The 24,474-nt window shown below is 65.6% G+C and carries 27 protein-coding genes and 1 pseudogene; 14 read left to right on the forward strand and 14 right to left on the reverse strand.

The window, feature by feature from the left end:
* The first annotated feature begins 9 nt into the window (after positions 1-9).
* The 6 genes from QNN98_RS02325 (at position 10) to QNN98_RS02350 (ending at position 7,370) form a co-directional block, all read left to right on the forward strand.
* The gene (locus QNN98_RS02325; RefSeq protein ID WP_283996123.1) at positions 10-1,293 is read left to right on the forward strand and encodes a Gfo/Idh/MocA family protein; all 1,284 of its coding nucleotides are present in this window, start codon (positions 10-12) and stop codon (positions 1,291-1,293) included.
* Positions 1,290-2,636: an ABC transporter substrate-binding protein gene (locus QNN98_RS02330; RefSeq protein ID WP_283996124.1), complete on the forward strand. Its 1,347-nt coding sequence runs from the start codon at positions 1,290-1,292 to the stop codon at positions 2,634-2,636. The genes QNN98_RS02325 and QNN98_RS02330 overlap by 4 nt, the downstream gene beginning before the upstream one ends.
* Positions 2,637-2,640: 4 nt before the next feature.
* Positions 2,641-3,576: a carbohydrate ABC transporter permease gene (locus QNN98_RS02335; protein ID WP_283996125.1), complete on the forward strand. Its 936-nt coding sequence runs from the start codon at positions 2,641-2,643 to the stop codon at positions 3,574-3,576.
* Positions 3,569-4,516 (forward strand): carbohydrate ABC transporter permease, encoded by a 948-nt coding sequence (locus tag QNN98_RS02340; protein WP_283996126.1) that lies wholly within the window; start codon positions 3,569-3,571, stop codon positions 4,514-4,516. Before QNN98_RS02335 ends, QNN98_RS02340 begins: the two co-directional genes overlap by 8 nt.
* A gap of 181 nt (positions 4,517-4,697) precedes the next feature.
* Positions 4,698-6,137, forward strand: coding sequence for a DUF4832 domain-containing protein (locus tag QNN98_RS02345; RefSeq protein WP_283996127.1), 1,440 nt, complete (start codon positions 4,698-4,700; stop codon positions 6,135-6,137).
* A 222-nt stretch (positions 6,138-6,359) separates the two neighbouring features.
* Positions 6,360-7,370, forward strand: a complete 1,011-nt coding sequence (locus tag QNN98_RS02350; protein WP_283996128.1) for a lantibiotic dehydratase C-terminal domain-containing protein — start codon at positions 6,360-6,362, stop codon at positions 7,368-7,370.
* 41 nt (positions 7,371-7,411) lie between these two features.
* Here the strand turns inward: QNN98_RS02350 and QNN98_RS02355 are convergent, their stop codons facing one another.
* Both QNN98_RS02355 and QNN98_RS02360 read right to left on the reverse strand, forming a co-directional pair.
* Positions 7,412-8,098 carry an MBL fold metallo-hydrolase gene (locus QNN98_RS02355; protein WP_283996129.1) on the reverse strand — a complete coding sequence of 229 codons (687 nt, stop codon included), beginning with the start codon at positions 8,096-8,098 and terminating at the stop codon, positions 7,412-7,414.
* A 95-nt stretch (positions 8,099-8,193) separates the two neighbouring features.
* Positions 8,194-8,502 (reverse strand): ArsR/SmtB family transcription factor, encoded by a 309-nt coding sequence (locus QNN98_RS02360; protein WP_283996130.1) that lies wholly within the window; start codon positions 8,500-8,502, stop codon positions 8,194-8,196.
* Between the two features lie 71 nt (positions 8,503-8,573).
* Between QNN98_RS02360 and QNN98_RS02365 the strand changes: the two genes are divergently transcribed.
* On the forward strand, positions 8,574-8,951 hold the full coding sequence (locus QNN98_RS02365) for a VOC family protein (RefSeq protein ID WP_227925700.1): 378 nt from the start codon (positions 8,574-8,576) through the stop codon (positions 8,949-8,951).
* On the opposite strand, the pseudogene QNN98_RS02370 reads toward QNN98_RS02365, so the two are convergent.
* Positions 8,948-10,647: pseudogene (locus tag QNN98_RS02370) on the reverse strand (alpha-amylase family glycosyl hydrolase). The gene QNN98_RS02365 and the pseudogene QNN98_RS02370 overlap by 4 nt on opposite strands.
* Positions 10,550-11,131: a TetR/AcrR family transcriptional regulator gene (locus QNN98_RS02375; RefSeq protein WP_283996131.1), complete on the reverse strand. Its 582-nt coding sequence runs from the start codon at positions 11,129-11,131 to the stop codon at positions 10,550-10,552. The pseudogene QNN98_RS02370 and the gene QNN98_RS02375 overlap by 98 nt, the downstream one beginning before the upstream one ends.
* An 84-nt stretch (positions 11,132-11,215) precedes the next feature.
* Between QNN98_RS02375 and QNN98_RS02380 the strand changes: the two genes are divergently transcribed.
* Complete coding sequence (locus QNN98_RS02380) at positions 11,216-11,962, forward strand: SDR family NAD(P)-dependent oxidoreductase (protein WP_283996132.1); 747 nt, start codon at positions 11,216-11,218, stop codon at positions 11,960-11,962.
* Positions 11,963-12,346: 384 nt separating this feature from the next.
* Here QNN98_RS02380 and QNN98_RS02385 read toward each other — a convergent pair whose 3' ends face one another.
* Complete coding sequence (locus QNN98_RS02385) at positions 12,347-12,763, reverse strand: nuclear transport factor 2 family protein (RefSeq protein ID WP_283996133.1); 417 nt, start codon at positions 12,761-12,763, stop codon at positions 12,347-12,349.
* Between the two features lie 86 nt (positions 12,764-12,849).
* Here QNN98_RS02385 and QNN98_RS02390 point away from each other — a divergent pair, with 86 nt between their 5' ends.
* Positions 12,850-13,407: a TetR/AcrR family transcriptional regulator gene (locus QNN98_RS02390; protein ID WP_283996134.1), complete on the forward strand. Its 558-nt coding sequence runs from the start codon at positions 12,850-12,852 to the stop codon at positions 13,405-13,407.
* A gap of 67 nt (positions 13,408-13,474) precedes the next feature.
* Here QNN98_RS02390 and QNN98_RS02395 read toward each other — a convergent pair whose 3' ends face one another.
* The gene (locus QNN98_RS02395) at positions 13,475-14,182 is read right to left on the reverse strand and encodes a TetR/AcrR family transcriptional regulator (RefSeq protein WP_283996135.1); all 708 of its coding nucleotides are present in this window, start codon (positions 14,180-14,182) and stop codon (positions 13,475-13,477) included.
* Here QNN98_RS02395 and QNN98_RS16495 point away from each other — a divergent pair.
* Positions 14,072-14,356: a hypothetical protein gene (locus QNN98_RS16495; RefSeq protein WP_502864548.1), complete on the forward strand. Its 285-nt coding sequence runs from the start codon at positions 14,072-14,074 to the stop codon at positions 14,354-14,356. The two genes, QNN98_RS02395 and QNN98_RS16495, sit on opposite strands and share 111 nt — an antisense overlap.
* Positions 14,357-14,383: 27 nt before the next feature.
* Here QNN98_RS16495 and QNN98_RS02400 read toward each other — a convergent pair whose 3' ends face one another.
* The gene (locus tag QNN98_RS02400) at positions 14,384-15,253 is read right to left on the reverse strand and encodes a helix-turn-helix transcriptional regulator (protein WP_283996136.1); all 870 of its coding nucleotides are present in this window, start codon (positions 15,251-15,253) and stop codon (positions 14,384-14,386) included.
* A 101-nt stretch (positions 15,254-15,354) separates the two neighbouring features.
* Between QNN98_RS02400 and QNN98_RS02405 the strand changes: the two genes are divergently transcribed.
* Positions 15,355-16,062, forward strand: coding sequence for an SDR family NAD(P)-dependent oxidoreductase (locus QNN98_RS02405; RefSeq protein ID WP_283996137.1), 708 nt, complete (start codon positions 15,355-15,357; stop codon positions 16,060-16,062).
* 10 nt (positions 16,063-16,072) lie between these two features.
* Here QNN98_RS02405 and QNN98_RS02410 read toward each other — a convergent pair whose 3' ends face one another.
* The 5 genes from QNN98_RS02410 to QNN98_RS02430 form a co-directional block, all read right to left on the reverse strand.
* On the reverse strand, positions 16,073-16,789 hold the full coding sequence (locus QNN98_RS02410) for an NADPH-dependent F420 reductase (protein ID WP_283996138.1): 717 nt from the start codon (positions 16,787-16,789) through the stop codon (positions 16,073-16,075).
* A gap of 137 nt (positions 16,790-16,926) precedes the next feature.
* Positions 16,927-17,967: an FAD-dependent monooxygenase gene (locus QNN98_RS02415; RefSeq protein ID WP_283996139.1), complete on the reverse strand. Its 1,041-nt coding sequence runs from the start codon at positions 17,965-17,967 to the stop codon at positions 16,927-16,929.
* Between the two features lie 26 nt (positions 17,968-17,993).
* Complete coding sequence (locus QNN98_RS02420) at positions 17,994-18,614, reverse strand: MOSC domain-containing protein (RefSeq protein WP_283996140.1); 621 nt, start codon at positions 18,612-18,614, stop codon at positions 17,994-17,996.
* Positions 18,615-18,671: 57 nt separating this feature from the next.
* Positions 18,672-19,118, reverse strand: coding sequence for an SRPBCC family protein (locus tag QNN98_RS02425; protein WP_283996141.1), 447 nt, complete (start codon positions 19,116-19,118; stop codon positions 18,672-18,674).
* Between the two features lie 22 nt (positions 19,119-19,140).
* Positions 19,141-19,632 carry a MarR family winged helix-turn-helix transcriptional regulator gene (locus QNN98_RS02430; RefSeq protein ID WP_283996142.1) on the reverse strand — a complete coding sequence of 164 codons (492 nt, stop codon included), beginning with the start codon at positions 19,630-19,632 and terminating at the stop codon, positions 19,141-19,143.
* Between the two features lie 172 nt (positions 19,633-19,804).
* Between QNN98_RS02430 and QNN98_RS02435 the strand changes: the two genes are divergently transcribed.
* Complete coding sequence (locus QNN98_RS02435; RefSeq protein WP_283996143.1) at positions 19,805-20,950, forward strand: FAD-dependent oxidoreductase; 1,146 nt, start codon at positions 19,805-19,807, stop codon at positions 20,948-20,950.
* 39 nt (positions 20,951-20,989) lie between these two features.
* On the opposite strand, the gene QNN98_RS02440 is transcribed toward QNN98_RS02435, so the two are convergent.
* Positions 20,990-21,844 carry an aldo/keto reductase gene (locus tag QNN98_RS02440; protein ID WP_283996144.1) on the reverse strand — a complete coding sequence of 285 codons (855 nt, stop codon included), beginning with the start codon at positions 21,842-21,844 and terminating at the stop codon, positions 20,990-20,992.
* A 246-nt stretch (positions 21,845-22,090) separates the two neighbouring features.
* Positions 22,091-22,759, reverse strand: coding sequence for a GntR family transcriptional regulator (locus tag QNN98_RS02445; RefSeq protein ID WP_283996145.1), 669 nt, complete (start codon positions 22,757-22,759; stop codon positions 22,091-22,093).
* Positions 22,760-22,844: 85 nt separating this feature from the next.
* On the opposite strand from QNN98_RS02445, the gene QNN98_RS02450 reads away from it, so the two are divergent.
* Both QNN98_RS02450 and QNN98_RS02455 read left to right on the forward strand, forming a co-directional pair.
* Positions 22,845-23,387 (forward strand): YbhB/YbcL family Raf kinase inhibitor-like protein, encoded by a 543-nt coding sequence (locus tag QNN98_RS02450; protein ID WP_283996146.1) that lies wholly within the window; start codon positions 22,845-22,847, stop codon positions 23,385-23,387.
* 5 nt (positions 23,388-23,392) lie between these two features.
* Positions 23,393-24,247, forward strand: coding sequence for an SDR family NAD(P)-dependent oxidoreductase (locus QNN98_RS02455; protein ID WP_283996147.1), 855 nt, complete (start codon positions 23,393-23,395; stop codon positions 24,245-24,247).
* Positions 24,248-24,474: the final 227 nt, after the last annotated feature.

The raw sequence follows: 24,474 nt of genomic DNA on the forward strand, positions 1-24,474 counted from the left end.
GATGACGTCATGCACATCGACCGGGACACCCAGCGCACCAGCGAAACTGCGCCCGCCGAAACCTCACCGCGGGTAGCCGTCATTGGTTTCGGCGCCCGCGCCGCCATTGCCGAACACGTGGCTTCCGCCCGTCCCGGGGCCCGAGTCGTCGCCGTCGTGGAACCGGACGACGCCGGCCGCGGCCGTGCCCGGCGCGCCTACCCCGACGCCGAACTCCACCTCGACGTTGACTCCCTGATTGCCGGCGGCGGCATCGACGCCGCGCTCGTGACCACGCCGGACCACACGCACGAAGAGATCGCCCTGAAGTTGCTGGCCGCCGGGATCGCCGCCTATCTGGAGAAACCCCTGGCGATCACGCTCGAGGGCGCGGACCGGGTCCTGGCCGCGGCCGCCGAAACCGGCACCCTGCTCTATGTAGGCCACAACTTCCGGCACTCCGGCGTGGTCCGGGCCATGCGCGGGGTCATCAGCCGCGGCGAAATCGGCGAGGTCAAGGCCGTATGGGTGCGCCACTTTGTCGGCAACGGCGGGGACTACTACTACAAGGACTGGCACGCCGACCGGTCCAAGACGGGCACCCTGCTGCTGCAAAAGGCCAGCCACGACCTTGACGTGATCCACTACCTTGCCTCGGGCTACACCCGGCGGGTGGTGGGCATGGGGGAGCTGATGGTCTACGGCGGCATCACCGACCGCCGCAGCCGCCACGGCGAAACCATGCCCGACTGGTTCTCCTACGAGAACTGGCCGCCGGAGAAGCAGACGGGGCTGAACCCGGTAGTGGACGTGGAGGACGTGTCCATGATGCTGATGACGCTGGATAACGGCGTGATGGCCAGTTACCAGCAGTGCCATTTCACGCCCGACTACTGGCGCAACTACACGGTGATCGGCACCGAGGGCAGGCTGGAGAACCACGGCGACACCGCCGGCGGCGTGATCAAGGTCTGGAACCGGCGCCACGAATGGCAGGGCGCCGGCGACGTCGAATATCCCATCGACGGCGCCGCCAGCGGACACGAAGACGCGGACCTGCTCACGATGACCGAATTCTTCGACACCCTGCTGGACGGCACCCCCACCCTGGTCAGCCCGGTTGCAGCCCGCGAAGCGGTTGCCGCCGGTTACCTGGCAGCCGAATCCCTGCGCAGCGGTTCGCAGCCGCTGGACGTTCCCGCTCTGCCGGAGCACATCGTCGGGCACTTCTCCCGGCCATCATCCCCGGCGGATCCGCCGCCCCCCGCCTTTACCCACTCCTCGCAATCCACCCTTGGAAGGACTTTCCGATGAGAAACATGTTCCCTTCTGCCGTCCGGCGTACCTTTGCCGGGCACGTCCCCGGCCGTCCGCCCGCCCGGCGCGCCTCCGCCGGCGTCGCGCTCGGCGTCGGACTTGCCCTGGCCGCCAGCGGATGCGGCTCCAACGCGGCCTCTGATGAACCCGCGGAGTATGCGGCCCCGGACAAGGACCTGAGCGCGTCCATCACCTACGGGGTGTGGGACAAGAACCAGGTGGACGCGATCGAGGAAAACATCGACGCGTTCAACGAGGAGTACCCCAACATCGAGGTGACCGTGAACGTCACCCCCTACGCGGAGTACTGGACCAAGCTTCAGACCCAGGCCTCCAGCGACACCCTCCCGGACCTTTTCTGGATCAACGGCCCGAATATCGGCCTGTACGCCTCCAACGGCAAGCTGGAGCCGATCACCGGCGCAGTGGAAGCCGGCGACATTGATCCGGCCAACTATCCGGAGGCGCTGGTGGACCTCTACACCATCGACGACGTGCAGTACGGGGTGCCCAAGGACATGGACACCATCGGCATCTGGGCCAACAAGGCACTCTTCGAGAAGGCCGGCGTCGAACTGCCCAGCGGCGACTGGACCTGGGACGAGTTCCAGAAAACGGCAACGGACATTTCAACGGCGCTGGCGGCCGACGGCGAGTACGGCGGCGCCGGGGGAATGGACGGGCAGACCACGTACTACAACACCATCCTCCAAGCCGGCGGTACCGTGATTGAGGACGGAAAATCGGGGTACGCCTCACCGGAAACGCAGGCCGGGCTCCAGTTCTGGACCGACCTGATCGCCAGCGGCGGCTCCCCGAACATCCAGCAGCTCACTGACACCACCGCAGACCAGTGGTTCACCTCCGGCAAGCTCGCCATGTACTGGGGCGGCAGCTGGTTCCGCTCGGCGCTGACCGACACGGAACTGGAAGAAAACGTTGTAGTCCTGCCGCTGCCGCAGGGCGAGAAGCAGGCCACCGTGATCCACGGCCTGGCCAACGTAGTATCTGCGGCGTCCAAGGAGAAGCAGGCTGCGCAGGCGCTGCAAGCCTTCCTGGCCAGCAAGGACGCGCAGCAGCAGCAAGGCGATGCGGGTGCGGTCATTCCCGCTTTCGAAGGGACACAGAGCGCATTTACGGGCTCCATGCCCAACGCGAACCTGCAGATCTTCCTGGATGCCCTCGATTACGCGCAGCCGCTGCCGGTGAGCAAGAACTCGGCGGCGTGGAACGCACTGGAGACCGATCTGCTGCCGCAGGCCTTCTCCGGGGCTCAGCCCGTGGAGAAGATTTCGGCGGATCTTGCCAGCCAGATGGACGCGGCCCTGGCCGAGGAATAATCCCATGACAACAGTTGAACGCGGCTCCGGTCCGCCCCCGCTGTCCCCGGCGGTCCGCCGTCGGCGCTTCAGCGGGGACGGACCGTGGCCGTGGCTCTTCATTGCACCCCTGGTGCTGGGAATCTGTGTCTTCTACCTCTGGCCCATTGTGCAGACCGTGGGCACCTCGTTCACCGAAACGGGACCGTTCGGCGGATCCGCTTTCTCTGGCGTCGAGAATTACGTCGAGTTGTTCACGGACCCCCAGCTGTACCGCTCCCTGGGCAACACGCTGCTCTACACCGGCATCGTGATGCTGGGTATTCCCATTGCGGTGTACCTGGCCAGCCTGCTCAACCTGCCGGGCCTGCGTTTCGCAGCGGTGTACCGGGTGCTGTTTTTCCTGCCCTACGTTGCCATGCCCACCGCGGTGGCGATGGTGTGGCGGATGATCTTCAACGGCGACTTCGGGCTGGTGAACTACGGCCTGGGGTTCCTGGGCATCGACGGGCCCTACTGGATCAGCACCCCGATTTTTGCGATGGTGGCGGTAGCGGTGGTGGGCCTGTGGTCCTCGCTAGGGTTCAGCCTGATTGTGCTCGCGGCCGGGCTGAAGAACATTCCGCCGGAACTGTATGAAGCGGCCGAACTCGACGGCGCGAGCCGCTGGGGACAGTTCCGGAACATCACCGTTCCGCTGCTCTCACCCAGCGTTTTCTTCGTCACCATCGTGACGGTCATATCCAGTTTCCAGCTCTTTGACCTGCTCTACGCCATCCTGGGCAGCAGCAACCCGGTCCTGCCCAAAAGCATGTCCCTTGTGTACTTCTTCTACCGGGAAGGCTTCGTCAACAACGACAAGGGCTTCGCCGCGGCCATCGCCATGGTGATCCTGCTGATCATCGGCGTCGTCACCCTGCTGCAGTTCCGATTCCAGAAGAAGTGGGTGCAAAGTGACTGACCGACTACTGCCGGCGCGCACGCCCTCCGCTGTTGTGCCCGCGGCCTCCGGCGCGGAAGTGCGTCCCGGCGACGGGCAGCGGCCGGCCCGGACCGTGAAAGCGCAGGCACGGCAGCGCGCACGACGGCGCGGCGGGTCCCACGTTGTGGCGCACCTCGTCCTCGGGGTGGGCGCGCTGGTGATGGCCTTCCCGTTCCTGTGGCAGATTGTGATGTCACTTTCCACCAACGCGGAGGTCCAAAGCGTCACGCCGGTCTTCTGGCCGGCGGAACTGCAGTGGTCCAACTATGCCGAAGTCTTCGAGCGGTTGCCGTTCCTGGACCAGCTGCAGAACTCCGTGCTGATCACCGTGATCCGCACCCTGGCGCAGATCCTCTTCTGTACCCTGGCCGGCTACGCCTTTGCCCGGATGCGGTTCCGCGGCCGGTCGGTCCTCCTTGCCCTGGTGCTGTCCATCCTGATGGTGCCCTCGCAGGTGTACCTGCTGTCCCAGTACCAGATTGTGCAGGGCCTGGGGCTGCTGGACAGTGTGGGCGGCCTGGTCCTGCCGGGGCTGTTCAGCGCCTTCGGGACCTACCTGATGCGCACCGCGTTCCTGTCCATGCCGGCGGAACTGGAGGAGGCCGCCCGCCTGGACGGGGCCAACCCGTTCCAAATCTTCTGGCGGGTGATGCTGCCGCTGGCCCGGCCCACCATCAGTGTCCTGGCCATCACCACGGTGCTCTGGTCCTGGAATGAGCTGCTATGGCCGCTGGTGGTCACCACGTTCAGCGACCGGATGCCCCTGTCTGCCGGGCTCGCGACCCTGATCGGTGACCGGACCACTGACTATCCGGTGGTGATGGCGGCAAGCCTGCTCGCCATGGCACCGGTGCTGCTGATGTTCATTTTGTTGCAGCGGCGCGTCATTGACGGCCTGGCTTCGAGCGGCCTCAAGTAACCCTTCGATCCACGCAACTCCCTCAAGTTTCCCTCCCAAGTAACCCCCCTGAAAATAACTAGGTACCTGGAGAATGATGAAACGATCCTTAGCAGTCCTTTTAGTTGCCGGTCTTGTCACCGCAGCGGGCCCGACGGCGGCCGCGGTCGCCGTCGGAATCCCGGGGGAGGGGCCGCCCGGCGTGTCCGTCTCCGTTCCCGGCGACGCGGCCAGCACCGTTGCCTATGAACCCAGCGACTCGGTGATTGCGAATCCGCAGCGAGGTTTCTACCACCACACCACGACGCACTTCAATACGGCCAAACCGGAGCAGAACACCCCGCTGACAGAAGCCAACCTGGCGGACCTGAGGTCCAAGGGCATCACCCAGATCCTGCGGGTTGTATACCTGGAGGACTTCGCAGCCAATCCGGTGCTTGATGAGCGGGTCCTGTCACAGCTTCAGGCGGACTATGACACCGCACGTGCTGCCGGGATCTCGGTGATTACCCGGTTTGCTTATGTGGGGGATGACGGCGGCGCCACCCCGCCCTACGGTGATGCACCCCTGGACATCGTCCTGGCGCACATCAAGCAGCTGGGGCCGGTGCTGCGCGCCAATGCAGACGTGATTCCTGTGGTGCAGAACGGCTTCATCGGACGGTGGGGCGAGGGGTACTACACGGACCACTTCGTGGCCGATCCGGCGAACCCGGGCGTGGTGACCGAGCAGGACTGGGCTAACCGCTCCGCCGTTACCCAGGCGCTGCTCGACGAGCTGCCTGCGGACCGCGGGGTCCAGGTGCGCACCATGGCCACGAAACAGCATCTGCTGAACGTTCCGCCGGCCGCCTCGAGCGCGGTAACGGCCGAGCAGGCCTTCACTGATACACCCATCGCCCGGATAGGGCACCACAACGACTGCTTCCTCTCGGATTACGACGACGGAGGAACCTACCTGTCGGACCCGCGGACCCTGGATTACGAGTATCTCGCCGCGGACAGCGTTTACGTTCCGGTCGGCGGGGAGACGTGCAAGGTGGTCCCCTCCCGCTCCGAGTGGGAGACAGCCGCCGTGGAACTCGCCAGGTACCACTACAGCTACCTCAACACCGACTACAACCGGCTCGTACTGGACTCCTGGGGCGAGCCGGCGCTGGCCGAAACCGCCAAGCGGCTTGGGTACCGCTTCGTGATGGAGTCTTCCACCGTTACACCGGCGGAAGATTCGGTTGAGGTTTCCCTCGATATACGCAATGACGGCTGGGCGGCTCCCTATCTCCCGCGGACAGCCATGCTGCAGCTGACCGGCAGCGACGGTACGTCCGTGTCGGTGCCGTTTACGTCCAATGCCGATGCCCGCCACTGGCTTGCCGGCACCACCACCACACTCTCGACTACCCTCAGCCTGTCTGATCCGGCGATCGCAGCCCTTGCCGAAGGCAGCTATTCCCTTTCGCTTGCGCTGCCGTCGTCGGACGCCCGAACAGCCGGTGATCCCCGGTTCGCCGTGCAGGCTGCGAACCTCGGCACCTGGAATGAAACCGACGGCACAAATGCGCTGAACCAGGCCGTCGTCGTCGGGCCCCGCCCTGCGGCACCCTCCGCCGCGCCCGCTTTCGCCGGGGCCGCTGTGCCCTGACCGGCGGTGCCGTTCTGCCGGGGCGCCCGGTGCAACGTACCTGACGGGGGCTTCCTGCCCGCCGTCGGATAGAAGGCAGGCCTTCCCCTTTGTGCGGAGGGCCTGCCTTTCCCGTTGCGGCGGTATCCCATCACTACGCGGGACAAACCTTGCCGCCCTGAAACACACTCTGGTGATGGGTGTAACCGCACCACCATTGGCACGAACAATCTTGGGGTTTAAATGAGCCAAACCGCGCAAGCACAGTTTTTTCCCGGAGTGCCGGGAGCCCGGCCCGTCCAGCAGCAATCCGGCAGCACCGCCGTGTGGTCCATCCTGGAAATAGCGGCGGATCCGCAGCAGGGGACCCGGCAGCAGAGTGCAGAGCCGGAGTATGCGGGGGATGGAATTATCCGCCATATCGTCATTCCGCTTAGTGCCAAGGCCCAGAGCTGGGGCGGGTACAGGTTCGGTTTTTCGCGGAGCAAGGAACCGGACCATCCGGCGGTGCAGCTGCATCTGCTTGCCACTCACGAAACCGTCGAACGGGTCTGGAAGTTTGCGCACGCGCTCGCGGAGGGCAGCACAGCCAAACTCGGAGCAGTGAAGCTCACCCGATCGTCGGATGTCGTGTATCCGCCCCGGCCCGGGGAACGGGTACCCGAGCTCATGGAGGCAACGTTTTCGCGGTTCGGCGGTGCGCAGGGCCTGAAACTGGCATCCGATGTTGCCGACGTGTCCATGGACCTGGCCCTGTGGGCGGTTAACCGCTTTCCCCGGCCCAGCATGCGCTCCATGCTGGCGGCCCTGCTCCTCTTTGACACCGCCCATGCCATGATGCGCGGCCCCCGGTCCGCTGTATGGCCGGACCGCAGAACCACCAGCTGGGACTTTTACTGGAACACGCATTTGCAGGCGTGCACCGCGTCCTTCAGCGGACGGACGGAACAGGGCCGCAAGGTCATGTTGGCGCAGATGGCACCGAGGGTTCCGCCGGCACACCGGGTGATGGGAGCCCTGGCCTCCGAGCCGTCAGTGGATCTCTGGCGCAAACGCTGGGCGCAGACCATTGATCTGTACTTGTACCGGGTGGACAAGCAGCGGATTAGCCGCAGTGCGCAACGGCTGGCCCAGGCATCTAGCGGAGTCCTCCAAAACCGGCTCGGCATCCCCCTGCGCGAAGAGGCGGCGCTCGGTATCTACGCCCGTGCGTGGAGCAAGGAGAAGGAAGCCCAGCTTCACGGCCAGGGATGACCAGGACAACCGCGCGGCCCCGGCGGGCCGGGCGTGCGGTTTCAGAGCCGGCCGGCTGGCGGATGCGGGCCGGGGCCGCCGATCAGGCGGGCCAGTGCGTCGGCCGGATCCTCGAGTTCGGCGCCGTGCGCAAACAGGATGCGGGCGGGGCCCAGGTCCGCGATGCGTTCCAGTGATTCCTCGGCGCGGCCGGCATCTGCGGTGAAGACCTCAGGCCCGCGGACGACGTCGCCCTGATCCGAGGCCGCTGCGTCACCGATGAACAGTGTTCCCGTGGGTTCGTGGAACAGGCTCACATGGCCCTCGGTATGGCCCGGGGTGGCCAGGACATTGAAGTCCTGGATGGCGGTCCCTTCGCTGATGGGAGTGATTGCGTGCGGTGCCCGGATATCCGGGGCGTCTGCACCGCCCGCGTAAATGGCGGCCAGCGGAGCCCGTGCCGCAACCGCGGAGAGTGAGCCGATATGATCCGGGTGCAGATGGGTCAGGACAATGTCCCGGACGTCGTCGAAGGTCCCGCCCAGAGCCCGGACCGCCGCTGCGATGCCCGCTTCGGTGTCGGCAATTCCGGTATCAATGATGACAATGCCCGCTGGCTGGGCCACGGCGTAGCAGCGCACGTTCATGGCCAGCGGTTCGGGACCTGCAATCCCGGCGGGAACCACGGTCTCGCGCACCGTTTCTTCGACATCCAGGCGGGCGTTTCCGCCGTTGGCAGGTTCGCTCATGGCCACTCTCCTTAGCTGGAATTCGGCCCTTCCAGCGTATTCCGGAGGGACGGCCACGGATACCGCCTAACGCTTTTTCATTCAGTGCGCAGCGGTCAGGATGCAGCGCTCAGGACCCTAAGCATTTCAACGAACCCGGGGAAGCGTTCGTCCAGTTCGGCCGCACGCAACGACATCAGGCAGCGCGTCCCTTCGGGATCGTTTTGAACAATGCCCGCCTCGCGGAGGATCTTCACATGGTGGCTCAGCGTCGACTGGCTCACTCCGAAATCGAACTCACTGCCCTGGTGCACCTGTCCGTCCAGAAGCTCCTTTACGACTGCAAGCCGCACGGGACTTGCTAGAGCATGCATTACCTGGTGAACCGGGATGTCCTTCAGGGACGGGTGAACGACGACGCGCATACAGGGATGCTAGCATTCATCGATTATCGACGAACAACGATATAACTCTTCCGCTGACCTGGAGGTCACCCATGAGCACTTCCGAACTTAGCCTCTCCGGCATCACGATCAACGCTGCAAACCCTCAGGCCCTTGCCGCCTTCTGGGCAGCGGCCGCCGGCGGGGAACCGGCCGGCAATGACTCCGACATGTTCCTATCATCCGACGCCGGGAACGGACTGCGGTTCCACTTCCACCGCAGCACCACCACAACGGCCGACGACGAGCAGAAGATGCATCTGGACTTCCGCGTCGAATGGGGGAAACGGGAGGCCGAGGCCGAACGCCTCATCGGCCTCGGGGCAACACTGCGTTGGGAAGTGCTGGATGAACATCCCGGCATGCGCCTTTCCGTGCTTGCGGACCCGGAGAATAACCTATTCTGCGTCGTAGAAGTCCAGTCCGCTTAGCGGCGGTGCCGGCGCATCCAGACGGCGGTGTCGGGTGGGAGGAACCCTCCCGGGGTCAGGGGTGATGATGACAGCAGGACGCTTCCGTCCGGCAGCGGGCAGGGTCCATCGCCCATCGCCACGGCCAGCAGGATCTGATCGCCGCGTTCGCAGAGCAGCAACCCATCCTCCCGGACCTGCCAGCTGCAGGCGTCGTCGGCCGCGAAAATCCCCTCGGCGAGCAGCTCGGTGCGCAGTCGAAGTGCCCCGGTAACCAGATGCAGGGCCGAATGGGGATTGCCGCGGTGCGCTTCCACGGACCGTGATCCCCAGAACGCCGGCTGCGGCAGCCAAGGCTCAGCTGCACCCGGAGGGGAAAAGCCGTAGGCATTTTCGGGAGCTGTCGTCCAGGGCGGCGGAACGCGGGCCCCGTCACGGGACACCCCGCCGCGCGCCCACATGGGATCCACCCGGGCGTGAACCGGGACGTCGACGTCGGGAAGGCTGAGTTCCTGGCCTTGGTAGATGTAGGCGCCCCCGGGCAGTCCGAGGATGGCAACCAAGCCGGCGCGCGCCCGAAGAACTCCGCGGTCACCGCCGCCGAACCGCGTCACGGAGCGGCTGATGTCGTGGTTCTCCAGCGCCCAGGTGGGCGGTGCTCCGTGCTCTTGGTGGGCGGCTTCGAGTTCCGTGCCGGCCGCGGCCCACGCGGCGGCGTCCCAGCCCAGTTTGACGAAGGCAAACGCGAAGGCCTGGTGCATTTCGTCAGGGCGGGTGTACCGGGCGGCGCGGTCCGGTGCCAGGTTCACCTCGCCGACAAGCACCCGCCCCGGGGAGTAGGAGTCGGCAACGCGGCGCCAGCGCCGGTAGACCTCGTGCACTTCCTCCTGATCGGAGACTTTCGGGTTGGAACGCAGGCCGTCGACGACGGGGTCCGCGGTTGGCGCGTCCGGCAAACCGTCGGCTTTGAACAGCGCGTGGGCGACGTCGATCCGCAGGCCGTCCACCCCCTTGCCGAACCAGAAGCGAAGCACGCCCTCGAAGTAGTTGCCCACCGCCGGGTTGCGCCAGTTCCAGTCCGGCTGTTCCGGGGAAAAGAGGTGCAGGTACCACTCCCGGTCCGTCTCGGAGCCCGGATTCACCCGGCTCCAGGCGGTGCCGCCGAAAACGCTTTGCCAGTTGTTCGGCGGGGCGCCGTCGTCGCTCCCGGCCGCGAAGTGGAACATCGCCCGTTCCGGTGAGCCGGGCCCAGCGGCGACGGCGGCTTGGAATAGCGGATGCTCCGATGAGCAGTGTTGGGCACCACATCGAGGAAGATCCGCAGCCCCAGCGCGTGGGCCGATTCGAGCAGCTGGTCGAATTGGTCCATGGTGCCGAAGAGCGGATCGACGGCGCAGTAATCGCTGACGTCGTACCCCTGGTCCACCTGCGGGGAGGGCTGGAACGGGGTCATCCAGATGCCGTCCACGCCCAGCGAGGCAATGTACGGCAGGCGGTCCAGCAGACCCGCAAAGTCGCCCACCCCGTCGCCGTCGCCGTCGGCGAAGGACCGGGGTACACCTGGTAGATCACGGCATCCTGCCACCAGCCGTCCCGCTGGGCGTGCAGCGCGGACCCGCTCATTTGGTGCCTCCGGTATGCGGGTTTTCAAACCCGCGGGCCTGCAGCATGCGCTCGACGGCGGTGACGACGGCCTGCCGGCGGGCGGCAACTTCATCACCTCTTTCGTTGAGGCTGGTAAGCCCTTTCGGCGAGAGCTGCCAGGCCTGCGCGATGGCGTAAATGAAAACCAGAAGGTCAACGGGTGAAAGTGGGCGGGCGGTCGCGGTAGCGACGGCGAGGGTTTTGTCCCGGTAGATGCCGCTCGGCTCGGCGGTGGCCTCCGGCCGCTCGAGCTGGGCCCACATGCTCAGGCGGAGGACTTCCGGGAAGCGCTGATGGTGGTCGAACACGTCTCCGGCCCAGCCGGCCAGGTCCTCGGGGCGCGGGGGGACGTTCGCGGCCATGCGCCGCAGCGCTTCCGCGAGGGTGGCATCAAACAGGCCGCTTTTGCTGCCGTAGTACGCGTAGATCATCCGGACGTTGCTCTGTGCCTGGGAAGCGATCCGCTCCACACGCCCGCCGGCGAAACCGTGGGCGGCAAACTCCACGGTTGCTGCAGCGAGTATCCGCTCCCGCGTGGCTTCAGCGTCACGTGCCATCTGTTTCCCCTTCGATAGGTATTGACCGGCCGGTGCCCGCACACTAGCTTATCGGTAAGTATCCATTTACTTACAGGAGATGACATGACCCGCATAGCCCTCGTGACCGGAGCCAACCGCGGACTCGGACGTGCGACCGCACTTGCCCTGGCCCGGAACAAGATCAAAGTGGTCGCCGCCGCGCGGGGCGATGCACGCGACGTCGTGGACGAAATCGTCGACGCCGGCGGCGAAGCCATGGCGGTGCGGATGGATGTTGCGGACCCCGCCTCCATCGAGGCGGCCCGCGTCGCGGTGCTTACCGGCATCGGACAGGAATGGGATTCAACCACCATCGATGTGCTGGTCAATAACGCCGGGGTGGGACTGTTCGCACCACTGGGGGCTATTACGGCGGAGGAATTCGATACCACCTTTGCCGTCAACGTCCGGGGGCCGCTATTCGTCACGCAGGTCTTCCTGCCGCACCTGGCGGACGGGGCAAGCATTGTAAACGTGTCGAGTTCGCTCAGCCGGCATGTCAGCCCGGCGACCTCCGTTTATGCGGCGTCGAAGAAGGCGCTCGAAGCGCTGACCCGGAGCCTCGCCGCCGAACTGGGACCGCGCGGCATCCGGGTCAACACGATCGCACCGGGGCCGACCGCGACGGACTTCAACGGCGGAGCCATGCGCGACAGCGATGCCATGCGCCAGACGCTGTCCGGGCAGACCGCCCTGGGGCGGGTGGGCGAGCCGGACGACATTGCCGATTCGATCGCTGCCCTGGTGTCGCCTGAGTTTCGCTGGGCAACGGGGGAGCGGATCGAGGTATCCGGGGGTGTGCTGATGTGAGGAATGGGGGGGCTAGGAAGAGGGCGCCGAACACCGGCAGGGGGATCAGCAGCTCGCCTTCATCGCATCCGGAGCCGTAGCCGGTGGCGGGGGTGCAAACCATCCGGTTAGGCGCCGCCCCCAGGTAGGTTCCGAACAGGGCACCTGGCAGGGCGCAGAACAAGGCGGCGGCAAGGATGCCCACTGCACTCGACTCGTGCGCCCGGGCAGAAGGGAACCTGGCTGATGCCGCCCCTTGCGGTGCTTTTTCGGGGGCGGCGGCCATCTCGGCCTCGCCGCCGACGCGGGAAGAACGGTTCCTTGACGGCTGAGGACGGGCAGCCAATCCGCTGATACGACGACGGCTCCTCCGCTGTGTGTGGGAGCCGTGGTCGTTTGTTCGGCTTACTCTACGAACGCTGCCGCAGCTGCCGCAGTGTCCTCATAAAGGTGCATGCGAACGATCCTGCCCTCCGTGACGGTCAGACGCATTGCGACATCGGTGTGGAAGGGACGACCAGTGGCAGCGGCGACATGGTCGAACACGGCGAAGATCACCACGTCATCACCGTCAGCGACGATGGTCTCGAGGGAGACCACGCTCTTGCCTGGTTCGAGTGCCGCCCACAGGGTGCGGAAGTAGTCCGGGACCTCGCTCTTTCGCGTGCGCTTGCCTACCCAATGGGCCACTTCCGGTGAGCCGGGCACGAACCAGTCGATTTCCTCGGCGAACAGTTCCCCGAGACCCTCGGCGTCATGCGCGTCGAGCCGCTCCAGGAAGGCGTTTGTCGTTTCTGTGGCGGTGGTCATGTGGTTCCTCATTTCCGGTCGGCGATCCGAAACCGCCGTTCTGTAGTGGTCGATACAGAACGGTAGCACATATGTAATGGCCGCTATAGAATGCAGTCATGGGACGACCACGCAGCTTCGATCGGGATGCCGCCCTCGATAAGGCCATGCGCCTGTTCTGGGAGCGCGGTTACGAGCGGACCTCCATCAATGACCTCACCCGGGAGCTCGGTATTTCGGCCCCCAGCCTGTATGCGGCATTCGGGGACAAGCAGGAGCTGTTCGACGAGGCCGTGGCTCGCTATGAAGCCAGCCCGCAGTCGGTGACCACGGCCGGAAATGCCGGGACGAACCAGCGCGAGGTGCTCCGGGCAATGTTCGAATGCGCGGCGCGGGAGTACGCGAGCACGGCGCATCCGCGGGGATGCCTCGTCAATAGCGAGCCGAAGCTGGCGGGCAACCGCACTCAAAACTGCGCAATCACCGCGGCCCGGCTGCGGGAAGTGGCTGAAAGCGCCGAGGCAAGCAGTGGTGCGGAGGCCCTTGCCGCTTTCGCCCAGGTGATGCTGGTGGGCTTGTCGTCCTATGCCCGCGACGGTGCCAGCGAGGGGCAGCTGCAGCGCGTGGCGGAGCTCGCCCTGCGCGTAATGCCCACAGGGTCCAAGGAGGGAACGTGAGGCAATTTACGTTCCCGAAAGGTGGGCTCCCGCCTCGGGTGGAAGTTGTTCCGTTCCTATGCGGCTCCTACGCGGCGACGAGGGGCAATAACGTGGCAACCACGCGCTCGGCGAAGTCAGCGGGGACTTCCCGCCCGTACCGGTTAAAGTCGGCGAAGTAGCTGCCGAAGGCCAGGCTCACGATCATATCGAGGTCCACATCTTCACGTACCGCGCCCCTGCGTTGAAGCTCAGTGAGCACGGCAGCGAACTCCTCGCAACGCGGCCGGTTTCCCTGTTCCCTCATTTGCGCGAGCAGGGTGGGCTCGCGCTCGGCTTCTGCCATGAAGTTACCGTGGAGGGTCATCGCCCGGGGGTTGTGGTAGCGCGGATTCAGCTGGCGTACAGCCTCCACCATCGCATCCCGGGGGGTGAGGTCATCGAGATCCAAGGGCGGATAGGCCTCACGTTGCCTGCGTAACCCTTGCTGCAGGGCTTCGACGACGAGCTCGTATTTGCTCGACCAGCGCCGGTAGAGGGTCGGACGGGTTACGCCCGCAGCGGCGACGATGTCTCCGATCGTCATAGATGAGTAGCCCTTGGTGGTGAGCAGCAGGCGCGTAGCATCGATGATCGCCTCATCGTTGCCGGAATCATCTTGACGGCTGTGGGCGATGAACTGGTCATCGCCCACCCGTTTGACCCCCTGGAGAGTACAAAACGGACCATTGTCGTCGCTGGTCCAGTTGTCTTTCTTCTTGCCCAACTCGCTCTGCAGCTGCGGGCGACGCGCCACGTGGGGTACAGCCGGCCGGTCGCCGTCTTCACGTGTGCGGCGACCGGCCTGTTTGGTGCTTCCCTGCCTGTCCTGCTGGTCGGGGCAATGCTTGTCGCAGTACTCATTGCCGTGGCGATACTTGACGAGATCGGACTGGACGGGACGCGGAGACGGCGCAGGGACCCGGACTGAGCGGAGGCCTTCTTCGTGCCCCGGACTTCAGCTGTCTGCCACCTGCTCCCGCGGGGCGGACATCTGCTGCGTACCCAGCACCACGGCCAGGGCCAGGCGGTCGGCATCGGCGCTGCCGGGTTCGGCCGTGTAGACCATCACGTGCAGTCCGTCGCCGGAAACGGTGAGGGTGTCGCAGTCCAAGGCGAGGTCGCCGACGTCGGGATGCCGGATGATCTTGCGCCGCGGCTGATCCCCGCCCAAACCGATATTTCCCGCCTCCCAGAGCCGGGCAAAGCGCTCGCTGTCTCTGGCTATGGTCCGTGCCAGCTGCCCGGGGCGCGGGTCGGCGGGGTAGCGGGCGGCGGCCATCCGCAGGTCCGACGTCAGCCGGGCCTCCAGATCGGCGAGTTCAGCCGACGTCGAGACGGCCCGGGAGCCGGGGCCGGCGAAAAACCGCCACAGGGTGTTGTGCTCAATGCCCCGCCAGGAGGAGGTGTCGCCCATCAGTGCGTTGTACGGCTGATTGGCGGTGAGCAGGGTCCAGGTGGCATCGAATACGGCAACGGGGTTGTTGCCGAGCCGGTCCAGCAGCCGCTGAATGCTCGGCGAGATCCGGGTGGGGATCAGTTCCGCTCCCGGAACAGCCTGTCCGGCGAGCCGGAAGATCAGTTCGCGTTCCGTATCCGTCAGCCGCAGTGCCCGGGCGAGGGCTTCGACCACCTGCGCCGAGGGTGAGGTAGCCCGGCCCTGTTCCAGGCGGACCAGATAGTCCACGCTGATCCCGGCCAGCTCCGCCAGTTCCTCCCGGCGCAACCCGGCCACGCGGCGTCGTGCGCCAACCGGCACGCCAACTGTTTCGGCGGTGAGGCGGTTCCGCCAGCGGAACACCGCCCGGCCCAGATCCAACGTTTCCATCAGGACAGTCTGCCGTGGCCGGAGAGGCTTGTCATGGGACTGGCGTTCCTAGGAAAACCAGGAGCCTGCCTATCGGGTCGGACAGGGATCAGGATGGCGGTATGACAACCACACTGATTACCGGTGCCAACAAGGGCCTCGGCAAGGAAACCGCCCGCCGGCTGCTCGCCGCCGGGCACACCGTCTACATCGCCGCCCGGGACGAGGACCGCGGGCGGAAGGCCGCCGCGGAACTCGGCGCCCGCTTTGTGCAGCTCGACGTCACCGACCAGGCTTCAGTCGACGCCGCCGCCAAGCAGGTGGAGTTCGACGGCGGGCTGGACGTGCTCATCAACAATGCCGGCGTGGAGGGCAGGCAGCCGGATAACTCCATCCTGGGCGCGGCCGAAACCACTGCCGACGCCATGCTGCAGATTTTCGATACGAACGTCTTCGGCCTGGTGCGCGTCAGCCACGCCTTCCTGCCGCTGCTGCAGCGTTCCAGCACCCCGGCTATCGTGAATGTCTCCAGCGGACTGGGTTCCCTTGCCATGCTCAGCGATCCGGACAGCTATACCCACTTCTATCCCGGCATTGCCTATCCGGCGTCCAAAGCAGTGGTCAACGCCGTCACCATCCAGTTCGCCAAAGCCTTTCCCGGCATCCGCGTCAACGCGGTGGACCCGGGCTACACGGATACGGACCTGAACGGCCATACCGGCACCCAGACGGTGGCAGAGGGTGCCGGCATCATCGTGGCCATGGCCCAGGCGGGACCGCAGGGACCGTCCGGCACCTTCACCTCGAAGGACGGCCCGGTGGTGTGGTGACGAAAACAGCTTAGAAGACGCGTTCGGCCACGTTCACGCGGGCGGCCGACGCCAGCGCGGACTCGACCTTCTCCCTCGGGGTTGTGCCGGGGGCCGAGCTCATCAGCTGGTCATCGGGTGTGCTGGGATCCGCGAGGTAGAGGCGGGTATAGCCCGCGGAGTCCGGCTCAAACCGCCAGCTTTCGGCGACGGTGCCGGCGTCCACGGCGTCGTACCCCAACGCGTCGAGCAGTGCCGCCGCCTCGGCCCTGGCCGCGTCGTCGTCGGAGGCGATGGGCAGGGCGGAGCGGTCCGCGGCACCGCTGGGGCGGGCAAGAAGCGGAATGTGGTGCGCCAGGATGTTATTGAACGCCTTGACGTACTGCGCTCCGGGAAGCCAGCTCTGCACCAGTTCGCTGGTCATGACGGTGCTGTCATCGAGTGCGGCGATGCGCCCGTCCCGGGACGGGTAGTAATTGCTGGTGTCCAAGACGATTTTCCCGTCCAACAGTCCGGCCGGAAGCTCGGAAACCGCTTTGAGCGGAATGGACAGTACGACGGCGTCGCCGAGTTTCGCGGCAACCTCCACCGTTCCGGCCGTGGCCAGCGGCCCGAGCTCGGTGACCAGGTCTGAGAGCGTTTCAGGTCCCCGCGAGTTGGCGATAACGACGTTCATTCCCGCGGCAACCGCGAGCCGGGCGACGGCCGATCCGATGTTTCCGCTTCCGATGATTCCCAGTGTTGCCATTACATATTCCTTCGATAGTGTTCAGCTGGACAGACCGCGGTGTCCTGCGTCTGTCCCTATGGAAAGAAACCGCCCCTGCCGTACAGGAATTCCCCGGGCGGCGGCGTCCCGGCGGGTGCTTCCGTCCGGTGGAAGTGCTAGGCGAACCGTGCCCCGGCGGACATTGCGAGGTTTCGGGCTCCGGTGAAATGCTCGGCCGTTCCGACTCGGTTCAGCAGCCGTGCCGCGCGGACCATAAGGTTTCCCCGCCGACGCCGGCCGGCGTCGTAGCGCTGCAGGCCGGCGGCAACGTCGGGAGCCGAGGTGAGTGCATCGATCAGGGCAACCGCGTCCAGAAGTGCCTCGCAGGCGCCGCGGCCAAGGTTCGGGGCCATGCCGTGCGCCGCGTCGCCCAGCAGCGCCATGTTGCTGAAAATGTAGGACGGGAGCGGCGGGACGTCGAACAGTTCCCGGTAATCTATCGGGCTTCCGTCCAGTTTCCCCAGGACCCGGATGACGCCCGGATGCCACCCGCGGTAGAGGCTGCGCAGCAGGTCTGCCCCCTGGGCGCCGATAGCCTCCGGGGAGCCCAGCGCGGGAAGGTCTGTGGAACGGAGGCAGGCAAACCAGTTGGTGCTACCGGCATCGAGCGGGGTAATGCCGAACAGGCGGCCGGGCCCCCACGTCTCACTGACTCCACCGGCCGGGCCGGGGACAACGCCGCGAAAGGCCACTGTTCCCAGCGCCCGGGGCGATATTCCGTTGCAGGCGGTGCGCAGGCGGCTGAAGATTCCGTCGGCGGCCACAACAACATCGGCAGGGGGCAGGGCTGAGGGCCCGGCGACCGGTGAATTCCATTGGATAACCCCGGCGGGCAAATCCCCGGCCAGCGCGTCGAGCAGGACGGTGCGTGGGACCAGGCGGGCTGTCCGGCTGCGGCCCATGGCTGCGATCTGGGTGCCGTCGGGTTTCAGGATCCGCGCGCCGTGCTCTTCCACCGAACCGCTGCGGACTGCGTCCCCGGCTCCCAACGCGTCGAGGGCTCGCATCGCCTCGGGCCACATGGCCAGTGCCGTTCCGCTGCCGGGCAGGTTTGCGCCGCGTTCGAGCAGCTGGACCGACCATCCTGCCCGGAGCAGCCCGCGTGCAACGGCGGTTCCTGCGATACCCGCTCCGACGACCAGTGCTGAACCGCGCATGGGCTCTCCTCCTCGATGGTCCGGTTTCAGACGCACTTGAGCCGGCGTTGCGGACCGGCAGGAACCTCGGCGCGGATCCCGTCGTCGATGCTCACCAGCCCGCCGGTCAGTACGATGCCCATGATTCCCGTTTTTCGCACCACTTTTCCTTCGCTGTCGCGGGGCAGCACCGCTTTAAGCAGCCCGGTCTGGAAGCGGTCAATCTGCCGGCAGGGATTCCGCAGGCCGGTTACCTGAACGACGGCGTCGGGTCCTATGCGCAGGAGTGTCCCCTCGGGCAGGTTCAGGAGGTCGATGCCGCGGGTGGTGATGTTTTCCCCGAGGTCGCCGGGACGCACCTCGAAGCCGTCCTGCGCCAGTTCGTCGAACAGTTCTGCCTGGATCAGGTGCACTTGCCGCAGGTTGGGTTCCGTGGGATGGAACCGCTTTCGAAACACATGCTGCACGGTGGTGCCGGAATGCGCGTCGCCGTCGATACCCAGCCCTTCCACCAGCAGCACCGAGTCAACCTGGTCCTTGCTGAAGTTGTGCTTGCTGCTTCGGCTGACGGAGAGCACCCTCGAATCCGTTGTTGAGGCGCTGCCCGCAGCTTCACTCTCTTGGCTGACAGGTTTGTTCGCGGCCGCTGGAGTGCTGCTGGACGTCATGTGATGGATCATTCCATGATTCGGCACGGTGCCTCCATATTCTGCAGAGGGTACGGACTAGAAATCCGCGGCCAGATGCCGATTGCGTCCCTCAATGAGCTTCTTCAGGTAGCGCGCCAGCACCAGTTTCTCCACTGCCCGCCCGACGACGCCGAACGGTGCCTCGAACTCGATCCGGTCAACCATGGTGGTGCCGGCGGCATCCTCGCTGAAATCATGGACGTGCCGGAACCGCCGGAACGGGCCTCGGATCTGCTCATCGACGAAGCGGTCCGGCGGCTCCATCTCCGTGACCCGGCTCGTCATCCGCAACGGAACTCCGAAGTGCCAGGCCCGCCAGGTGACTTCCTCGCCCTTGGAGATGAGGCCGGACGTTACGCCCCCGACCGCCGCTTCGCGGGACCGCGCCATCGAATCCTTGTGGACGTCAATACTCCGGGCCCGGTCGAACAGCTCCTGGATCGGCAGGGCTGTCCGAGTGGTGCACTCAAAGTAAACGGTCATGGTCCGAGTATGCAGCCTTGGGCTAACTCGCTTCCATCTCACCCGCAGCAGTGCGGACGTAGTTCTCGAGCACGGACTGCAGCTCGCCGGCAGCACGGTTCACGACGTCGATCTCGTCAGGGGCAAACGCCGTGAGGGCGCCGTCGAGCTCCTGGGCCAAAGGCTGGAAGAAGGCATCGGCGGCGTCGTTGATCGACTTTGTGGAGCGCAGCGTCACGACGCGCCGGTCGGAGTGCTCCCGTGTCCGGCTGATGAAGCCCGCCTCCTCCAGGCGTGCCAGCAGGATCGACGTCGCGCCCGGGGACAGCCCGATGCGCGCCGCAAGACCGGCGGGGGTGAGCGGCCGGTCCTGGTCTTCGTGTTCAATGATCTGCACCACCGCTGCGGCGTCGGTGGAATGCATGTGGTTACTGCGTGCGAACAGGCGGACGAGTTCGTTCTGCGCCGCGGTGAAGGCCAGGAGGCTGGCGATGATCTGTTTCCGCTGGGTCGGGGCTCCGGCAACATCTGCCATCGCTGCACACTCACTTCCTGGATCGTCGATAGCCCATAGTTTATTCGCAAAATAGTTTTGCGTCAGGGCTAAACTCTCTTTGCAAAATAATAGTTTTGTTACATAATCATTTTGCAACAGCACAAGTTGAGGGGCCCGGCAGGTCTCCTCGTTCCAACGAAGGAGATTGATCATGAAGCCCATCGTCATCATCGGAGCCGGCCTTGCGGGATTGACGCTCGCACGCGTCCTGCACCTCAACGGCATCCCGGCGACCGTGTACGAGGGGGAACCGTCCATAAACGCACGGACACAGGGCGGCCAGCTCGACATCCACGACTTCAACGGCCAAACCGCCCTCGAGCAGTGCCAGCTCATGGATGAATTCCGTTCGATCATCAACATGGGTGCCGAGGCCATGCGGTTCCTCGACTCCGGCGGGGAGCTCGTGGGCGAGATCCCGGACGACGGGGAACTGACCAACCCCGAGGTACTGCGCGGCGAGCTGCGCCGCATCCTCGCGGAGTCGCTGCCGGACGGCACCATCCAGTGGGGCCACAAAGTCGCATCGATCCACGGCAGCGGCACCGGCCACACCGTCGTCTTCGCCAACGGCGCATCGATCGACACGGATATCCTCATCGGCGCGGACGGCGCCTGGTCACGGGTGCGGTCCTACCTCAACGGCGCAGCCCCGGAATATCTCGGCACCCTGTGGGCCGAAACGTTCCTGCACGACGTCGAAGCCCGCCATCCGGGCAGCGCGCAACTCGTCGGCCGGGGCGCGATGCTTGCGATGCAGCCCGGCCGGGGGATCTTCGGGCACCGCGAAGCGAACGACATCATCCACAGTTATGCCGTGCTCAAGAAGCCGCTGTCCTGGGCGGAAACGCTCGACACCACAGACCGTGCCCAGGCACTGCAGGTTATTGCCGACCAGCTCGGCGAAGGATGGTCGCCCGAACTCCGGCAGCTGCTGACTGCCGGCGACACGGACCCCGTCATCCGTCCGATTTGGGGCCTGCCGCTCGGCCACACCTGGGACCGGATACCTGGAGTGATGCTCGTCGGCGATGCCGCGCATCTGACACCGCCGGACGGCGACGGCGCGAACTGGGCCCTGTACGACGGGGCGGAGCTGGGCAGGCTGATTGCCGCATCGACGGATGACGTCGATGCCGCGTTCGATGCGTTCGCCGAGGAGATGCTGCCGCGCAGCGCCGCGTCATCCGAGGAGGGCTACCAGTCCTTCGAGAGCACCTTCGGCTACAACGCACCCGCCACCCTGCGGAACATGATGGAGGGCGCCAAAACCTACGGCCACGAGTACCGCGACTAACCCGGAGCAGCTGGCGGCGGCCATTTCAGAGCTGTCATACTATTTGCCGCTGAAAACCGGGAACCGGCTGGACCTGCCGTAGTCGCTGATGCGCAGGCGCCACAGTGCGCTGATGTCCTCGTCGGAAATGGTGAAGTCCACCTGGGCGTTCTCCCGCATATGGTCCGGATTGGCCGTCTTGGGTAGCGGGACCGTGCCCATCTGCAGGGCGTAGCGGATGCACAGCTGCGGAACGGTCGCCGAGTAGCGTGCTGCCATGTCGGCGACGTCGGTGTTCTCCAGGATCTCTCCGTGCGCAATGGGGGAGTAGGCCTCAATGAGGACGCCCTGCCCGGTGCAGTAGGAGAGGAGGTCATCCGGGGTGTTTCCCACATGGAACAGCACCTGGTTCACCTGCGGGGCCACCGTGCAGACCTCGATGATGTTCTCCAGGTCCGACTGTTCGAAGTTGGAGACGCCGATGGAGCGGAGCTTGCCCGCCTGCTGGGCTTCCTCCAGTGCCCGCCAGGCCTGCCGGTTGCCTTCGGCGTAGGTGCCGCCGCGCCAGTCGTTCCAGGGCTGGGGGCTGTGGATCAGCATCAGGTCCAGATACTCCAGGCCCATGGTGGCCAGGGACCCGTCAATGGCGGCCACGGTGCCGTCGTAGTCCTTGATCTCGGCGGCCAGCTTGCTGGAGACAAACAGCTCACCGCGGGGAACCCCGCCCGTCCGCACGCCCTCGCCGACCCCGTGCTCGTTGCCGTAGGCCTGCGCGGTGTCAATGTTCCGGTAGCCGATCTCGACGGCGTCCCGGACCGCTTGCGCCGCGGCGCCGTCGTCAATAAACCAGGTGCCCAGACCCAGCTTCGGAATGGCCTGGCCGTTGGCCAAGGTGTACGTGTCGTCCAGGACCATGGTTCCTGCTCCTCACCGATCAGCGGAACACGCTCTTGCCTGCCATGGTCCCGCAGTCTGCGGGGAAGGGAATGCGCATTGAGGCGGGACGCGGCTCATCTGAGCGTATTCCGGCACGGGCCGGATGGACCCGGCCGGCGGCAAGTTTTTCCGGCTGTTGGCGGGCGTCGCGGCGGAGTGCTTGCCTGGGAAGGGGCGGGCCGGGCATAAGGAGCGCACCATGACGGCACAGGATCCCCCTCCCCATCAGCGTGGCGTCGAGAGCGCGGTAGCGGTACCGGTCAGGTGCCGGGTGAGCAAGTCGGCTGCCTTCTCCGCCTCCCGCGCCAGTGCTGCCTCTTCGAGCGCGCGGTGTTCGCCAGCCCCGTCGCGGTGCGGTGCGATTGCGGCTGACCAGCGCCGGGCGAGCTCAGTGGCGGTCCACATGCGATCGAAGGTCTCCATCAACACCTCGTTGCCACAGGCGTCCAGCAGTGTGCGGTGGAAATCATGGTGCGCGGCCGCCCAGGCATCCGAGAAATAAGCGTCACCTTCGTGCTCATACGGAGCTGTGCCGGAGAGCCGATGATGCGCCGCCCGTACCCGGGCCTCCCACTCCAGATCGCCTCGCTCGATAGACATGCGCAGCATCGCGGGCTCGAAAATTGCCCTGGCCTGCGCCAGTTGCTGCCACCGGTCATTGCCGACGGTGGGGACCGCGAAACCGCGGTTCGGCAGCCGCTCGGCCAGGCCCTCGCCAACAAGCCGCAATAGCGACTCCCGGGCGACGGCGAGGCTCACGCCGTGCTGGTCGGCCAACTCCTGGGGGCGGAGTGGCTGCCCGGGCCGAACGGCTCCGTGCAGCACCGCTGCCCGTAAGAGCGAGTAGACGCGTTCGGAGGGCGCTTGGCGCTTGGCGTCGGCGGTGGGTGTCATCTCCCCATCATAGAGCTCCTTGCACATAATCGATTATTAACGTAATAATCGATAACCAAGCACGCCGACCACGGACAGGAACACCATGACCGAAAACAACCCATTCTCCCGACTGCCGGAAGTTCCGACCTTTCCACTCACCAGCGAGAACCTCAGCGACGGGCAGCCGCTGGCTCTCGCGCAGTGGTCGGGCATGTCCGGAGTGCCGGGCGGCCTCGATGCCTCTCCGCAGCTTTCCTGGTCGGGCGCACCGGCAAAAACCAAGAGCTACGCGGTCACTGTCTATGACCCGGACGCGCCCACTGGGTCCGGGTTCTGGCACTGGGCAGTGGCCAACATCCCTGCCGGTTCAACAAGCATTCCGGAAGGAGCCGGCGACGACGACGGATCGTACCTGCCGGAAGGCGCCGTGCAGCTTCCCAATGATGCGCGCGCAGCCCGGTTCATCGGGGCCGCACCGCCCGCAGGCCATGGACAGCACCGCTACTTCATCACGGTAACGGCCCTCGACGTCGACGAAATCGAGGTCCCAGCCGAAGCCACCCCGGCAACCCTGGGCTTTCTGATGGCCGGACACACGATCGGCCGCGCCTGGCTGACAGGAACCGCCGAGACGCCGGCGGTCTGATCGCGATGCCGATAAACGAAGTACACCTGCCTACAAATGATCGGGGAGGTACGCCCACAATCCTTATCACTGGCGCCACAGACGGACTGGGCAAGGCGCTGGCGTTCGGACTCTCCGGCCACAGCGGGATTCGATTGGTTCTTCACGGTCGAAGCCCGGAGCGGCTGGAAAAGCTCGAACAGGAGCTGACCGGCGGCCCGGCGGACATCATCACGGTGCAGGGGGATCTCGCGGAGCTGGCACAGGTGGCCCGGCTCGCCGACAGGATCCGTGGCCTGGCCGATGACATATCCGTTCTGATAAACAACGCCGGCGTGAGCGCCGGCCACGCCCGCCAGCTCAGCGCGGACGGCCACGAACTGTGTTTCGCGGTCAACTACCTTGCACCCTTCCTGCTGACAAAGCGCCTGCTGCCTCTATTGCTGGCGAGTGCGTTGCGGGCGGGCGCGCCGGCCCGTGTGGTCAACGTGGCGTCTCTCAGTCAGACCTCTCTCGACTTTGACGACCTGGCGATGGCTCACGGATACACCCGCCAGCGCGCTTACTCAGCGTCGAAACTCGCCCTGGTTATGGCGGGAATGGAGCTGGCAGAACGTTACGACCCCGGAGTCCTCACCGTTAACAGCGTCCATCCCGGCACCTACATGCCGACAAAGATGCTTGATTCACCGGAACTCAGCATCGACAGTTTGGACACCGGTGTGCGGTCCACACTGCGGCTGGCCTTTGCGCCCGAGCTCTCGCACATCACAGGACGGTTTTTTGACCGCGGGACCGAAACGAACGCCCACCCCGATGCGTACCGGTCAGAGCTCCGCACGGAGCTATGGGAAATCAGCAACGAACTCACGGCTGACTGACACGACGACGGCGGGCCCTCCACACTCGGGAGGGCCCGCCGTCGTTTGTTCGACCTCGTTCAGCGGCATGTTTTCCTGCCAGCGGCGGGCCAGGTCCGGGTCGGCGATAATCGGGCGGCCGACGACGACGGCGTCGACCAGGTCCCAAACCTTGCCAGCTCGGTTGGTGGAATCGCGAAGACGGTGCTGCCTGGAAAAGGGTGGAAAACGGTGGAACAAGGTGGAGC

The organism is Arthrobacter sp. zg-Y1143 (assembly GCF_030125565.1).
In the GTDB taxonomy this organism is placed as follows: domain Bacteria; phylum Actinomycetota; class Actinomycetes; order Actinomycetales; family Micrococcaceae; genus Arthrobacter_B.

What these genes read in the sequence shown, in the direction of transcription:
- QNN98_RS02325 (WP_283996123.1), top strand. Translation starts at nt 10, where the DNA reads ATGCACATCGACCGGGACACCCAGCGCACCAGCGAAACTGCGCCCGCC.
- QNN98_RS02330 (WP_283996124.1), top strand. Translation starts at nt 1,290, where the DNA reads ATGAGAAACATGTTCCCTTCTGCCGTCCGGCGTACCTTTGCCGGGCAC.
- QNN98_RS02335 (WP_283996125.1), top strand. Translation starts at nt 2,641, where the DNA reads ATGACAACAGTTGAACGCGGCTCCGGTCCGCCCCCGCTGTCCCCGGCG.
- QNN98_RS02350 (WP_283996128.1), top strand. Translation starts at nt 6,360, where the DNA reads ATGAGCCAAACCGCGCAAGCACAGTTTTTTCCCGGAGTGCCGGGAGCC.
- QNN98_RS02355 (WP_283996129.1), bottom strand. Translation starts at nt 8,098, where the DNA reads ATGAGCGAACCTGCCAACGGCGGAAACGCCCGCCTGGATGTCGAAGAA.
- QNN98_RS02360 (WP_283996130.1), bottom strand. Translation starts at nt 8,502, where the DNA reads ATGCGCGTCGTCGTTCACCCGTCCCTGAAGGACATCCCGGTTCACCAG.
- QNN98_RS02365 (WP_227925700.1), top strand. Translation starts at nt 8,574, where the DNA reads ATGAGCACTTCCGAACTTAGCCTCTCCGGCATCACGATCAACGCTGCA.
- QNN98_RS02375 (WP_283996131.1), bottom strand. Translation starts at nt 11,131, where the DNA reads ATGGCACGTGACGCTGAAGCCACGCGGGAGCGGATACTCGCTGCAGCA.
- QNN98_RS02380 (WP_283996132.1), top strand. Translation starts at nt 11,216, where the DNA reads ATGACCCGCATAGCCCTCGTGACCGGAGCCAACCGCGGACTCGGACGT.
- QNN98_RS02385 (WP_283996133.1), bottom strand. Translation starts at nt 12,763, where the DNA reads ATGAGGAACCACATGACCACCGCCACAGAAACGACAAACGCCTTCCTG.
- QNN98_RS02390 (WP_283996134.1), top strand. Translation starts at nt 12,850, where the DNA reads ATGGGACGACCACGCAGCTTCGATCGGGATGCCGCCCTCGATAAGGCC.
- QNN98_RS02400 (WP_283996136.1), bottom strand. Translation starts at nt 15,253, where the DNA reads ATGGAAACGTTGGATCTGGGCCGGGCGGTGTTCCGCTGGCGGAACCGC.
- QNN98_RS02405 (WP_283996137.1), top strand. Translation starts at nt 15,355, where the DNA reads ATGACAACCACACTGATTACCGGTGCCAACAAGGGCCTCGGCAAGGAA.
- QNN98_RS02410 (WP_283996138.1), bottom strand. Translation starts at nt 16,789, where the DNA reads ATGGCAACACTGGGAATCATCGGAAGCGGAAACATCGGATCGGCCGTC.
- QNN98_RS02415 (WP_283996139.1), bottom strand. Translation starts at nt 17,967, where the DNA reads ATGCGCGGTTCAGCACTGGTCGTCGGAGCGGGTATCGCAGGAACCGCC.
- QNN98_RS02420 (WP_283996140.1), bottom strand. Translation starts at nt 18,614, where the DNA reads ATGACGTCCAGCAGCACTCCAGCGGCCGCGAACAAACCTGTCAGCCAA.
- QNN98_RS02425 (WP_283996141.1), bottom strand. Translation starts at nt 19,118, where the DNA reads ATGACCGTTTACTTTGAGTGCACCACTCGGACAGCCCTGCCGATCCAG.
- QNN98_RS02430 (WP_283996142.1), bottom strand. Translation starts at nt 19,632, where the DNA reads ATGGCAGATGTTGCCGGAGCCCCGACCCAGCGGAAACAGATCATCGCC.
- QNN98_RS02435 (WP_283996143.1), top strand. Translation starts at nt 19,805, where the DNA reads ATGAAGCCCATCGTCATCATCGGAGCCGGCCTTGCGGGATTGACGCTC.
- QNN98_RS02440 (WP_283996144.1), bottom strand. Translation starts at nt 21,844, where the DNA reads ATGGTCCTGGACGACACGTACACCTTGGCCAACGGCCAGGCCATTCCG.
- QNN98_RS02445 (WP_283996145.1), bottom strand. Translation starts at nt 22,759, where the DNA reads ATGACACCCACCGCCGACGCCAAGCGCCAAGCGCCCTCCGAACGCGTC.
- QNN98_RS02450 (WP_283996146.1), top strand. Translation starts at nt 22,845, where the DNA reads ATGACCGAAAACAACCCATTCTCCCGACTGCCGGAAGTTCCGACCTTT.
- QNN98_RS02455 (WP_283996147.1), top strand. Translation starts at nt 23,393, where the DNA reads ATGCCGATAAACGAAGTACACCTGCCTACAAATGATCGGGGAGGTACG.